This is a genomic window from Proteiniphilum sp. (assembly GCF_040307845.1).
Taxonomy (GTDB): Bacteria; Bacteroidota; Bacteroidia; order Bacteroidales; family Dysgonomonadaceae; genus Proteiniphilum.
Map to the genome: position 1 here is coordinate 70,499 of NZ_JAWRIS010000062.1, position 13,885 is coordinate 84,383.

Sequence of the window (13,885 nt, forward strand, 5' to 3'; positions counted from 1 at the left end):
AACGGGATTAACGGGGTTAAGATGATAGCACCCAGTGTACCTATTGTTGCATTTTCGGATTTCTTTCCTAAAAGCTCAATATCCAGGCCGTGAGGTCCTGCAACATCTCTTTGTTATATTTGAAACCCGGTCTATATCCCCAACCGTGTCCACCGGAAGGATAAATATATAAAGAGGCGGGGACATTATTTTTCTTAAGGGCCAGGTAATAATGTACTCCATTGGGTGTAGGCACCACATTATCATCGTCGGAGAAAACAATAAAGGCTCTCGGCGTCCCATTAGTCACCTGCTTTTCATTCGAATAGAGATCTTCCAGCTCCTGGGAGGCATCCTTTCCCAGTAAATTGTCATGCGAACCCCTATGCGTAAAAGTTTTGTCCATAGTGATTACCGGATAAAACAAAATCTGGAAGGCGGGACGTAAATCAGGCTTTACATGGGTGGCTACGGTAGAGGCCAAATGACCTCCGGCCGAAGATCCCATGATCCCGATGTCATCCGGATTGATATTCCATTCTCCCGCCATCCCCTTTATGATCCTGATCGCTTCTTCGGCATCCGAGAACGGCACCTCTTTCACTCCTTTAGGCATACGGTATTTCAATACGACATAGGCTATTCCCATTTCATTGAAAAAAGGAGCCCAGTCGTATCCTTCATGTTCATACGCCAATCCGGCATACCCTCCTCCGGGGCATGCAATCACCGCACGACCGGTAGCCAACTCTTCCTTAGGCAAAAACACCCGCAATGAGGGTTTATAATTTTGCACTTTATCATCAAAGGGCAAGTGATCCATACCATTCGTATTCGGAAATCCGTCTGCCCAGAGATCAATATCAAACTCTTTTTGGGTATACTGGGCAAATAACGATCCACTGACAAGTATAGCACACAAGACTGCGGTAAAAAAGATGATTCGTTTCATATCATTGAATATTTTAAAAATGTCATCAATTAAACTCTTTCGATCAACGGAATAAATAATTATGATCGTTCCTTTTAAATCGGTACCGTTGTCTTGGAACCGGAATGGGATCCTGGACTGAAATCTCCCATCTTAACAGATTCCCGATCATTTCATTTTTAATTTTTTCATAAGCCTTATCATCAAACAGGTTATCAAGTTCTGAAGAGTCCTCCTTCAAATTATAAAGCTGTCCGTTTCCATCCATATCATACACCAGTTTCCAATCGCCTTTGCGAAGCATCCGCATCGTACCGCTTTGTGTCCAGGTGTTCAATTCGTCAAAGAATAATCCTTTTCCTACGGCTCCTTCTTCCTGAAAGTCGGTAGCGTCATCACGGGTATAGTACATTCCGCCGAATCCATCCTGCACCATCACGCTTTCAAACTCTTTTTCAGGATATTCTTTTCCTTGCAACAGAGGCCATAAACTGCGTCCCTGTACTCCCAAGGGAATATCGGCCCCCATTATCTCGCATATCGTGGGAAAAATATCTATAATGCTCACATGGGCTTCATGGGGAGTTGGAGAGGCTTTTATTCCGGGTCCTGTCCATTGCAAGGGGATACGGGAAAGGGCATCATCCAGTCCCACTCCTTTTTTCATCAGACCATATTCCCCTGCGTAGTCGCCATGATCCGCCACGAACAGGATAATCGTGTTATCATAGACCCCTTTTTCCTTCAATTCATCCACAAGGCGAGCCAGCTGATCATCGATCATCCGCAGCATTCCATGGTAAATTGATCGCAAGCGCTGCAAATTATCCTGATAGCCCACATGCCCCTGCCCCATCATTTCAGCAAGTAAAAGATACTCTTCCCCCTTTGTTTTCAAATCCCCGGCGCTACTCTTCATCCGTGGCAATGATTCGGGAGGAAACATGGAATAATAGGGTTCACATGTCTGGTAAGGGTTATGCGGCTCAGCCATAGAGAACCACATTAAAAAAGGTGTATCCGACAGGGTATCGATCCAGTGAGAGGCATCATCTACCATCCGGTATGGTAATTGCCCCTCTACTCCGTAAGGGGAAGGCTTCATATCGGCATACATGTCCAGCGTTTTTAAATATTTATCGAATGCTTCGCCGATTTCGCTTTTATCCTCCGGGCCCTGTCCGTCGTGATTATACGGACGCCAATAATCTACCCGGTCAGGAGAAAGGTGAGAGTGATTTTTCCCGACCAGGGCCGTGGCATATCCTTGTTCCCTTGCCACATCGAAAAGGTCTTTCGTATAGAAGGCATCCCTAAGGTTATGGTTGGAACGCACATGAGTCGCACTGGGAAACCGTCCTGTTAACATGGAGACCCGGGCGGGACCGCTTGCCGGTGCAGCCGTATATGCCCGGTTAAACCATGTCCCTTGCCCAGCCAGGCTATCGGCAAAAGGCATTGTGTTTAACGGGTATCCTTCACGCTGCAGCAAATCTGCCCGCAACTGGTCCGCCATAATAATAATGACGTTTGGATTTTTTTGTACCTCTTGACCAAGCGCGGTGGAGAATATGGAGATAGAGACTGATATTCCTGCAAATATTTTTCTATTGAAATTATTCGTCATAATTCATTTTCCTTTAGTCGAACCTCAAGGAACTCTGCCATGCTGCTCCTTTGACATCCGTATTGATTTACACTTAACATGCCCGGGACAAAAGTATATGAAAATTCTCAACGACCATCCATATCAATCATTTTTTGTATTGAATAAGCGCAAATCCACAGGGAGGCATAATAATGGTCGAACTCAAATGTTTTCCGGAAAGATTTACCATCTGTGGAGATATATTTTCCCTCTCATTCTCCGAATTACCTGCATTGATATCATCGTTCTCAATTTTCCACATTGTGACAGGCAAATAACCATCCGGCACCTCTATACTGACTTTCTGGCTTTCCAGATGCGAACGGTTTATCAATGTGAGATTAATAGTACCATCTTCAGTTCTCACAGCTGCACCATCAATGTAAGCCACCTCTATTTCTTCAGGCATTAGTTCATCATCGAAATTGCCGCTAACAGCTAATTTTTGAACCGGTAAAGTCAGTTTAACTCCATTTATATCGACATTCATTTTCTCCCCTGACATATATTTTCGATAAAGATCGAAAATATGATAAATTGTACTTTTATAAGCATCTTCATTGCCTACTGATCTAACTAATCCATGCCCGTTTACGGGAAATATATAATTAGCCATTCCAATATAGGCACAATGTCTGATAAAAACATTTAACATCCCAGCCGTTGTCACTATATCAAACAATCTCCTATCGTCATTTCTAGTAAAAGCATATTGCCCATTTTCAAAAACGGAGTGTCTGCAATTCCATTCATCAATGCTTAATCGTATAGGGTTATCTGTTCTTCCTAACCGCCTATTCACTTCGTCAAAAAGAACTGCATTCTTTAAGATTTGTATTTCCGCTTTTACTGGGGAAAAAACAGTGTAAAGCGGGTCTTGGAGCTTCCCGTCTTTCATTTTTGCTCCCATATAGAGATGCATAGTTAAAAAATCAATCAGGTTGCCATTTCTCTCAAGTACTTTTTTATTCCAATCATAAACATGACCTACTGCCAAAAGGCTCAAATCAGGATATAGTAATTTTATACAGGAAGCCCATTGGTTTAACTTACTAGAATAAAAATCTGCAGTTTCGGCTTTGTGAATACCATATGAACCATAATTTTCATTTCCTATACACCAATACTTTACATTATAGGGATCAACATGCCCATTGGCGATCCGCTTCATACCAAATGCAGTTTCGGCAGAACCATTTACATATTCAATCCAGTTTAATGCATCACCCAACGATGCAGCGTAATCCGGATGATTACTCATATTAAAATTAATATAAGGCTCAGTCCCTATTTTTTGACACCATTGAAGAAATTCATCTGTTCCAAAAAGATTCGTATCATATCCTCCCCAACGAATACAATTAATTATAGGTCGTTTTTCTTTAGGTCCAATACCATTTTCCCAGTCATATTCATGAATATATGTACCAGCAGGCCAACGAACCACAGGCATCTGAAGTGATTTCAATAATGCAAAAACGGCCGGATTTTCTTCATTTTTTTTGTTAATGAGTCCTCCATATATTATTTTATCATTACAATCTTCCAGCATTTGTCCATAAATCATAGGATCTATAGTCACAGGATTGTCAGGAATTTCAACTGATATATTGGTCGCATGTTTTGCTATTTTCTTATCAGATGCAAAACCCTGAAAAAAACATGTAGCACAAATAAGGATAATTATAATTTTTTCTATTGTCATTGCGCCCATCCTGTTATTCAATTATTTATTTTTTTCATATCTAACCATAATAAACTCACAAGGAGATATCGTAACAGCAGAGTTCAAGAATTTCCTGGAAAGATTTACCATCTGTGGAGATATATTTTCCCTCTCATTTTCCGAATTAGCCGCATTGATATCATCGTTCTCAATCTTCCACATTGTGACAGGCAAATAACCATCAGGCACTTTTATGTTAACCTTCTGATTTTTATCATGCGAACGGTTTATCAATACAATATGTATTACACCTTCCTCTGTCATCACTGCCGTTCCATCTATATAATTCAGTTTGATATCACCTCTATTAAGTTCCTTACTGATAGCTCCCTCTACAGCCAACGCCTCAACCGGCAAGGTTATTGCCCCCCCTTTTATTTCCAGGTTCAACTTATTCCCCACCATATATTTCCGGTATAATTCGAAAATATAATAGATTGGAGTCTTATATGCTTCTTGTTCATCTATTGTCCTTACCAAGCCGTGACCATTTACAGGAAAAATATAATTGGCCATTCCGATAAATGGACTCTGACGAATAAACACGTTTAACATACCTGCAATTGTGACCACATCAAATTGCCTTCTGGCATCATTTCTTGTAAATTGATACTTTTCTCCGGCAAATACAGAATGACGGCAATTCCATTCATCAATACTATACCGTATTGGCCGATCCACACGGTTAAAATGCTGGTTTACTTCATTCAGCAGCTCAATATTTTTTCGAAGGTGGATTTCCACTTTGGCTGGAGAGAACAAGGTGTATTCCGGATTTTGCAGTTTTCCCCCATTCACCTTTGCTGTCATATAGAAATGCTTGGTCAGGAAATCTATCAAATCGCCGTTCCTGTGAAGAACCGTATCATTCCACTGATAGATATGACCAACACCCAGCAATTGCAAATCTGGATACTGAAAATGGATTGCACTGGCCCACCGGTGAAGCCTCTCTGCATACTGTTGGGCAGTTTCCGTGGTATGCCTTCCCCAAGGTCCGTAATTTTCATTTCCTATTCCCCAATATTTTACGCCATAAGGCTTTTCCTGTCCGTTGAATGCCCTTTTTTTCCCGAAAGTGGTCTCCGTCGATCCATTCACATACTCAATCCAACTCAGAGCATCTCCCAGCGATCCTCCATATACAGGATCATTTCCCATATTGAAGTTGATATAGGGTTCTGTCCCCATCTTCTTACACCATTGTAAAAACTCGTCTGTTCCGAATTGATGGGTTTCCACTCCTTTCCATGCAAATTCCTCCACAACCGGCCTTTCTTCTTTCGGTCCAATCCCTTTCTTCCAGTCATACTCATGCACATAAGTTCCTCCCGGCCATCTCATCACCGGCATATCGAGTGGTTTCAACAATTCATTGACCTTAGAATTTTCCGTACCATCCTCATTTATCAATCCTCCATAAATAATTTTATCATTACAATCTTCCAGCATTTGCCCGTAGATCATGGGATCTATAGGCACCGGATTATCCGGAATCTCTATGGATACTGTTGTTGGCTGTTTGGATGTTTTCTGCCCGTACATAACTGATAAAGGCAGGCACAATATCAAGCATAAAAACAAATATTTATTCTTTTCTACATTCATTTTGCAAATTATTTTTAATTATTGAAATTTCTGATGATTCCCAACTTACCGACCAGCAATTGCACACAAACAAAGCTAATAAGATAGGCACCACCAATATACATAAAAATGGGGAAGTAAGAATGGGTGGTCACCGTATTTCCTATCATTTGCTGGGAAATAACACCGGTTATACCACCCAAGGTTCCACCTATACCAGTCAGGGTTGCCTGTACCTGCTTGGGGTAAATCTCCGAAGGTATGGTGATGTTTGCCCAGAGCCCATGCGACAACATAATCCCTGAAATAAGCAATACTGCGACGATAGGATTTGCCCCCGAAAACAAAAAGAGACACAACAGAGGAATAAGAACGGAAGCCGTGACCATAACGGTTTTTCTAGATTTGTTTAAAGTCCATCCACGTCTCTCTATCAATAACTTCGGGATATAGCCTCCAAGTATTGTCCCTAACCCCATCGCCGTGTAGGGTAACCAAGCGGCGAAGCCCAATTCTTTCAAGGATAAACCCTGTACATCTTGCAGATATTTCGGTATCCAAAAAAGTAGAAAATAAGTGACCGGATCAATAAAAATTCTTGCTGAAAAACAACCCCAAGTTTCTTTCTTTTTGAGCAAATCCTTTAATCTTATTTTTCTCTCTCCCTCACTCTGGGCTTCAGGAGTGTCATCCTGAAGGATATAATCTTTTTCCACCTGCGTGATTTTGGGATGATCCTGAGGCCTGTGATAATTTCTTAACCAAAAGAACAGCCATACAAAACCCAGTATCCCCGTTGCTAAAAAGGCAATCCTCCACCCAAGAGCTAATGCCAGAAAAGAGACTAACGGTACAGCTACCGCTGCACCGATGGCAGTACCTGCGTTAAATATACCTATTGCCAACGCCCTTTCCTTTAACGGGAACCATTCCGTGGAAGCTTTTACACCTGCAGGAAAATTTGCGGATTCGGTAATCCCCAGAAAGAAGCGTACTATTGAGAATTGTGCCAAAGTATGTACCACAGCATGCATCGCTGCAACAAAGGACCAGCTTCCCACAGCGATACCAAAACCTTTTCTTGTACCTATCCTGTCTATAATCTTTCCGCTAAGGGCATACATTAAAGTATAACTAAACACAAAAACCGAAGTAAGATTGGCATAGTCAATGTCCGACCAATTAAACTCCCCTTGAATCGTTGAGGCCAAGATCGCAAAAGCATTCCTGTCCAAAGCATTTAGACCTGAAGCCAAACAGAGAAGAAGTGCAACTTTCCATCTTAGATTTCCATTATCAAAATAAACTTTCTTCATTTTTTCGTTCTAAAAGGGTTATAATGCATTGCTTTCTGCCCATCACTGTTTTCAGACTCTAATATCAAATCGGGATCGACCATCTCCTCTATATTTTCATTCAGCAGATATTGCCCTTGTTCTACCAGTTCTTTTCTTAATTGTTTAATGTTTATTTCACGTGTGCCACATTTATTATGGCATGCCATCGCAACGGCGACACCAGCAGCTTGCCCCATTGCCGTACAGGTAGCCATTACACGAATGGAGCCATGCGCAATATGTGTTGCGGAGATAGGCCGTCCTGCAACCAACAGGTTCGTCAGGTCTTTGGGAACAAGGCAACGGTAAGGAATCTCATAAACCGATTTTCCGGAACCTGTAAAGATTTGCTTTTTTCCATGAGGAGGATGGATATCTATGGCAAAAGTACCACAAGCAATACCGTCTTCAAAGGAGGTGCTATTCAAAACTTCCTCTTCGGTTAATACATAATCACCGGCAATTCTCCTGGTTTCACGGATCCCCACTTGAATACCGGTATCGAGAATGTATGAGTTTTCGAAACCACCGATATGTTTTTGAAGAAATGTATGCACTTCTAATACTTGTTTCCGCAAAGCAATTTCGGCGCGGGTTATATCTACCGTTTTTGTCCCATCAATATTTTGGATACGGGTAGTATTAATGCAGAATATCCCGGGGAGGGGCAATTCATACATAAGGATACGTGGAGCTACTTCCGAATGTAGCATTCCTGAATCTTTTGCCTCCTGAACCAACTGGTTCATGCCTAAGAATGCAATTGCTTTTTGTTTTTCAATTTGTTCATCATTGGGCGAATCTTTCAATAAATTCCTGTTTTCTTTCATCCAATTACGCAGCTGTGTCACATCCACTCCGCCAACTCGGAAATAGAGGGTCGCAGGTTGCATAGAACCATCATCTTCCTTTCCCTTTGCAAAAGGTGCACCCGAAAATGCAGCAACATCGGCATCACCTGTACAGTCTACAATATATTGGGGACAAATGGCTTGACGACCGGATTTATTTTCAATGACCACAGACTCTACAACCCCATTGGTTACATTCGCATCAACAATCCATGTATGAAAAAGTAATTCTACACCCGCTTCTTCCAGCATTTCGATAAGAATGATCTTCGCCCTTTCCGCATCAAAAGGCGTCATAGATGCATTATCAAAAGTTAGGTCGGCTACATGTCCCAAGGAAGCACCCCGCTGTTTCATGCGATCTACAAACTCCTCGGCAATTCCCCTGATAACCTGATTACCTTTTTCGTCATGAAATGTAAAAAAAGGGTTTACCATTGCCGTAGTCAGATTACCACCGGGAAACCCATATCTTTCAACAAGCATTGTCTTAACACCCGACCTGGCAGCTGCAATTGCAGCACCTATCCCGGCAGGACCAGCTCCAGCAATTAATATCTCCGGTGTAGCGATTACAGGTATTTCTCTTTGTTTCTCTATAACACATTCCATTATAGCCATGTTTTATATGGCTGTAATAGAAGAGTTGTGACTCTTCCATTACAGCTCATTGATTTATAAATCTTAAAAAAATAATTAATATCCAGGATTTTGCGTCAGATTTGGATTTGACTGGCGTTCTGAGGTAGGAATCGGTGATAGATAATCACGATTAGGATCGAAATAGCGCACCCCCAGTTTTGTACCGAACTTGTTTTTTTCTGCAAAATTTGTATAATCCGGATTCCCATATTCATCAATAGAAGGAGCTGCCGTCGGATATCCTGTAGGGAATCGTCCGTAACACATCCCATTCATTAGTCTATCGGCTATTTTCCATCGACGAATATCAAATAATCTAAGTCCTTCCCCCGCCAATTCATATTTGCGTTCTTTTCTGATTACAGATCGAAGTTCTTGTTGATTTTTATCTTTAGCTATCTCTGGCATACTAACTCTTCTCCTGATTTTATTAATCGCTTCGTAAACCGAATCGTCGAGTTGATTTGATTCTATTTTCGCTTCTGCATACATCAGAAGGACGTCTGCATAACGAAATGCAATAGCATTAATTGAAGAAGCCCCGTCAGACCGTAACTCAAGTGGATCGCAATACTTTCTCCAACAATATCCGGAAAAACTTGCATAGGCATGCGTTGCATCAAGATTGGCGATGCGTACAGCCGGAGTTTTATTATAATCCCAACATTGTACACTGTCTATATCAGTCTCAAATTGATAGCCGAAATATGTACTTCCGGGTAAAGCTACGGTGTGATGAAGCCTTGGATCTCTATTTTTCCATGGATATTGAGGATCATACAGTGGCGATTTATCAATAGATAATCCATCAATACATTCATAAGAATCCACCAAAGCCTGTACTGGCATTTTATTTGAAAATCCACCTGCCAATCTCGATTTCATACGACTAGGCATACCTTGGCTTCTATCGTCCTGATTATATTGGATAGCCCATATAACTTCTTTGGAAGTTTTTCCTTTCAGCATTGTAACATCACCATAATTAGGTTCCAGAATATACTCAACACCCTCAAGTTCAATTATTTTCTCACAAGCATCAATTACATCCGTCCAACGTTCATTATACAAAGCGGCACGCGCTTTTACAGCCCAGGCGAACCCTTTTGTTATTGCCATCGTATTTGGATCATTCGTCTGTTGTAAATATAACGCTGCTTGGTCGCACTCCGAGAGAATAAAATCTACAACCGAATCTACAGGATCCCTGCTAACATAAGCTTCATCTAATGTCAGCGTATGATCAATCAATGGAATATCTCCAAACATGGAGGTCAATGTAAGGTAACAGTAAGCACGTAAAACCTTAGCTTCTGCCTTATATCTCTCTATTTTATCAGCTGACACATTTTCACTGGCTCTGTCAATATTTTCCAGTATAAAATTACATCTGCTAATACTTTTATACATATTCACCCAGATGTCTCTTAATTGCCATGCCGTAGGATTCTGATATATTTGTTCAGGTTTGACATCTCTATCTGCTGAGATATCAGATCCTGTATCGTAGTAAATTATGAAAGGGATCTGATCATTATACAAATAGAATGGGGTATGTATTCCCACAATAGCCATCTGAATCTCCACTTCGGTTCGGAGGAATGTCTCAGTTGAAGGATAATTCAACGGATATTTCTCCAGTGTGTTCTCACAAGAGACAAACAACATGGAACACAATATGAATATGATGATTATATTTTTATTTGTTTTCATAAAATTATCTGTCTATAATAATTAAAATCTGATATCTACACCCACACTGATGGTCTTCACCTGGGGATAATATGCTCCTCCTGAGGCCGGAGAAACTTCCGGATCCCATCCTTTCCAGAAGTTAGTAAAAGTGAATAGGTTTTCACCGGAAACATAAAATCGCAAATGTTCCATTAATACCTTTCCTGAAATTGATGTAGGGACCTTATAGCCTAATTGGATATTCTTTACCCGCAAATAGGCTGCACTTTTCATATAAAAATCCGAATCAAGGTAGTTATTTGCCGAATCATAAAAATATAAACGAGGAAAAGCGGCGTGAACATTCTGATTCTCTTCAGTCCAACGATCTTTGTGTATCGTAAAAGCAGTCCCTCCTGACCAGAAGGGATACATAGCTATTGCAGATAGATAACCGTCAACTTTACCGACTCCCTGAAGTAATAGATTCAAATCAAATCCTTTATAACGCCCGCTAAAATTGAGTCCATAGGTGTAACGAGGAATTGTAGAGCCTAAAACTTCTCTATCGTCAGCATTTACAATATCATCATCATTCAAATTGGCATATCGTAAATCACCCGGAGCCAAAGAACGTCCCTGACGCTCCCATTTATATGAACCGTCACTATTGAAATCTGTACTTGATAGGATTCCTAAACTTTTTCTCATGTATAATGAGTTTATAGCATATCCTTCTCGGTTGGTAACCAGTCCCGTACCATTAATTCCCTTCAAATCCGTGATTTTATTTCTCACATCAGAAATATTGAACGATATATCAAAATCAAAATCACCGATCTTGTCCATATAAGCAATATTTAAATCATATCCTTTATTCTCGACGACACCTGCATTCTGGAAAGTGGGTTCTAATCCCATAGTTCCGGGAATATCCAAACGCATCAATATGTCACTTGTTTCTTTGTAAAACCAATCGAAAGTAACGTGCAGTTTGTTCCAGAGACTTACATCCAATCCTATATTGGTCATTGTTGTTGTTTCCCATGTAATAGCTGGATTATTCATAGTTAAAACGGCTGCACCATCTATTAGTTTATCATCTGAAATATACTTCGTACTCATATCAATATTGGAAGAAAAAGGATAGTCATTCCCAATATTCTGATTTCCCAAGGTACCCCAGGAAGCTCGTATTTTGAAATTAGAGACATCCTCCCTCAAATTATCCCAAAATGATTCTTCAGATAGTCTCCATCCGGCTGAAAAAGATGGAAAAGCACCCCATTTTTTACCTTTTGCAAATTTGGAGGAACCATCATATCGTATGTTTGCCTCCAGCAAATATTTACTCTTGTAGTCATAATTAACTCGTCCAAACCAGGATACAAGAACGTTCTCCCCTGCCCATCCATCATTTCTCATATTTTCGACGGAACCAGATTGTAATACGGAATACTCAGGAAATGGGAAATCGTCTCTAAAGGCATTAAAACCTGAGTAAAAATTAGACTCATATTGAAATCCGGCCAAAGCTGAGACGGTATGATCGTTGATTAACTTATGATAATTAGCAGTGGTTCTGGATTGAAGATATCTATTGTATGTTGACTCTTCCGACAAATTCGATTTACTCGGAAGTCGGGAAAAAATAGTCCCATTTGGGTTGTATGTTGTTACCTGTTTGACAAAACTTCTGGACAAAGGATAAGAAATCGATGGAGAAAAAGCTGTCTGCATCCAGAAATCTTTATGAGGCTCCCATTTGAATGACAAATTTCCTGTAATAGGAGTGGATTTATCATTCGTAAAACCTCCTTCATGTATACTGGCAACAGGGTTCTCTCCATTTTGACCTTCAGCATAATTCCCATTTGAATATTGCATTGCCTGAACTGCCGGCAGCTTATTCATTAAAAAAAAGATATATCCTATCCCAGATGAATTTCCAGAATTACTATTATACCTTGCAACAGAATTCCGATTAGAATTATAAAGAAATAAATCCAATGAAGAGGAAAAATTCTTTGTAAAACTAAAATCCGTATTCAATCGTATGGAAATTCGTTCAAAATTAACTTTTTCAATTATCCCTTCCTGTCTCAAATATCCTAAAGACGCCAACACTTTCAATTTGTCTGTCCCTCCAGTTAATGTCAAACTATGATTCTGTTGTAATCCACTTCCTTTTAATATCTCTTTTTGCCAATCCGTATCCGGGTAATTATCTCTATCACTGGGACCTTTTTCTCTCCAATTTTTAATTTGTTCTTCGGTATAGACTACTCCCGCACCGGCATTAATCTTCGACTCATTTAATAGAAGTATATGATCAAGTGCATTTACTTTATCAGGAAGATTTGTAGGACTTTGGTGAGCAACATATCCACTATATGAAATATTAAATTTTCCTTCAGACGCACGTTTAGTGGTAATCAAAATAACTCCATTAGCAGCTTTAGATCCGTAGATGGAAGAAGAGGCAGCATCTTTCAAAACAGAGATGGATTCAATTGTCGAAACATCAATATTATTTATCCCCATTTCAAGACCATCCACCAAAACTAGAGGATTAGAATTATTTAATGTCCCAATTCCCCTGATCTTTATATCCCCGGCATCCAATCCGGGCTGCCCAGATCGCTGCATAACGGTAACCCCCGGAGCAACGCCTTGCAGAGCTAAAGAAGTTTGCCCTACCTGACGTTTAGTCAACACCTCACTATTCACAGAGGCTACTGAACCAGTAAGATTTACGCGTTTTTGCGTACCATATCCTATCACAACCACTTCTTCCAATGTTTTGAGATCTTCAATCATGACAATTGTAACCGAACTTTGGGTTCCTACTGTAATTTCTTGTGACACATATCCAAGGTAAGAAACTTGCAAAACTGCATCATCTCCAACTGAAATAGTAAACTGTCCATCTATGTCCGTTATAACCCCATTGTGTATTCCTTTCTCAATGATATTTGCTCCAATAATCGGCTCTCCCCGTTCATCTTTAATTATACCGGTTATTTGTCTCTGAGGTTGTTGCTTAGTTTGAGTTATAGATATATCATGCAAACTCAATATGATCGCCTTATTATTTACCTGATAGGTTATACCAGTATTATTCAGGACAAGGTTCAAAACCTCGAATATAGTTTTGTTTTCTACATTTATAGATACTTTCAGGTTTTTGCTTATCTGATCATTACTATAGAAAAAATAGAAATCGGTCTGCTTCTCAATTTTACTAAAAAGCATACCCAGTTCAATTTCATTTTCATGGATCGTCAGTTGTGTTTTCTGAGCGTAAGAGTCTATTGCATAGATTTGAAAAACACCCACGACAAACAATAAGAAGGTCACTCTCATAATAAACAATAAAAATTTAGGAATAGGTATTCCAGGTCTACAATTTTTCATACATTTGTTTGTTTTTAATTTGAAGCCTCTAACCGGATCCTCCAAGATTTGTGGCTATTGGCTGGATTAAATAAATTGAAAACTTAACGAGTC

Annotated in this window: 7 protein-coding genes and 1 pseudogene; all 8 read right to left on the bottom strand. The window is 40.1% G+C overall.

Annotated elements, in window-relative coordinates:
* Positions 1 to 70: 70 nt before the first annotated feature.
* Positions 71 to 931, bottom strand: a pseudogene (locus ABV001_RS16055) (alpha/beta hydrolase); the annotation flags it as partial.
* 43 nt (positions 932 to 974) lie between these two features.
* Entirely contained in the window at positions 975 to 2,537 is a 1,563-nt protein-coding gene (locus ABV001_RS16060; protein WP_352423743.1) for a sulfatase family protein, read from the bottom strand.
* Positions 2,538 to 2,664: 127 nt separating this feature from the next.
* On the bottom strand, positions 2,665 to 4,272 hold the full coding sequence (locus tag ABV001_RS16065) for an alpha-L-arabinofuranosidase family protein (protein ID WP_352423744.1): 1,608 nt from the start codon (positions 4,270 to 4,272) through the stop codon (positions 2,665 to 2,667).
* Positions 4,273 to 4,284: 12 nt separating this feature from the next.
* The gene (locus tag ABV001_RS16070) at positions 4,285 to 5,829 is read right to left on the bottom strand and encodes an alpha-L-arabinofuranosidase family protein (protein ID WP_352423745.1); all 1,545 of its coding nucleotides are present in this window, start codon (positions 5,827 to 5,829) and stop codon (positions 4,285 to 4,287) included.
* Positions 5,830 to 5,906: 77 nt separating this feature from the next.
* Entirely contained in the window at positions 5,907 to 7,187 is a 1,281-nt protein-coding gene (locus ABV001_RS16075; protein ID WP_323425037.1) for an MFS transporter, read from the bottom strand.
* Positions 7,184 to 8,680 carry an FAD-dependent oxidoreductase gene (locus ABV001_RS16080; RefSeq protein ID WP_352423746.1) on the bottom strand — a complete coding sequence of 499 codons (1,497 nt, stop codon included), beginning with the start codon at positions 8,678 to 8,680 and terminating at the stop codon, positions 7,184 to 7,186. Before ABV001_RS16080 ends, ABV001_RS16075 begins: the two co-directional genes overlap by 4 nt.
* Positions 8,681 to 8,755: 75 nt before the next feature.
* Entirely contained in the window at positions 8,756 to 10,414 is a 1,659-nt protein-coding gene (locus ABV001_RS16085; RefSeq protein WP_352423747.1) for a RagB/SusD family nutrient uptake outer membrane protein, read from the bottom strand.
* 21 nt (positions 10,415 to 10,435) lie between these two features.
* Positions 10,436 to 13,792: a TonB-dependent receptor gene (locus ABV001_RS16090; RefSeq protein ID WP_352423748.1), complete on the bottom strand. Its 3,357-nt coding sequence runs from the start codon at positions 13,790 to 13,792 to the stop codon at positions 10,436 to 10,438.
* Positions 13,793 to 13,885 lie beyond the last annotated feature (93 nt).

Excerpts from the sequence above, each read along its gene's own strand:
- ABV001_RS16060 (WP_352423743.1), bottom strand. The coding sequence starts at position 2,537 with ATGACGAATAATTTCAATAGAAAAATATTTGCAGGAATATCAGTCTCT.
- ABV001_RS16065 (WP_352423744.1), bottom strand. The coding sequence starts at position 4,272 with ATGGGCGCAATGACAATAGAAAAAATTATAATTATCCTTATTTGTGCT.
- ABV001_RS16070 (WP_352423745.1), bottom strand. The coding sequence starts at position 5,829 with ATGTACGGGCAGAAAACATCCAAACAGCCAACAACAGTATCCATAGAG.
- ABV001_RS16075 (WP_323425037.1), bottom strand. The coding sequence starts at position 7,187 with ATGAAGAAAGTTTATTTTGATAATGGAAATCTAAGATGGAAAGTTGCA.
- ABV001_RS16080 (WP_352423746.1), bottom strand. The coding sequence starts at position 8,680 with ATGGCTATAATGGAATGTGTTATAGAGAAACAAAGAGAAATACCTGTA.
- ABV001_RS16085 (WP_352423747.1), bottom strand. The coding sequence starts at position 10,414 with ATGAAAACAAATAAAAATATAATCATCATATTCATATTGTGTTCCATG.
- ABV001_RS16090 (WP_352423748.1), bottom strand. The coding sequence starts at position 13,792 with ATGAAAAATTGTAGACCTGGAATACCTATTCCTAAATTTTTATTGTTT.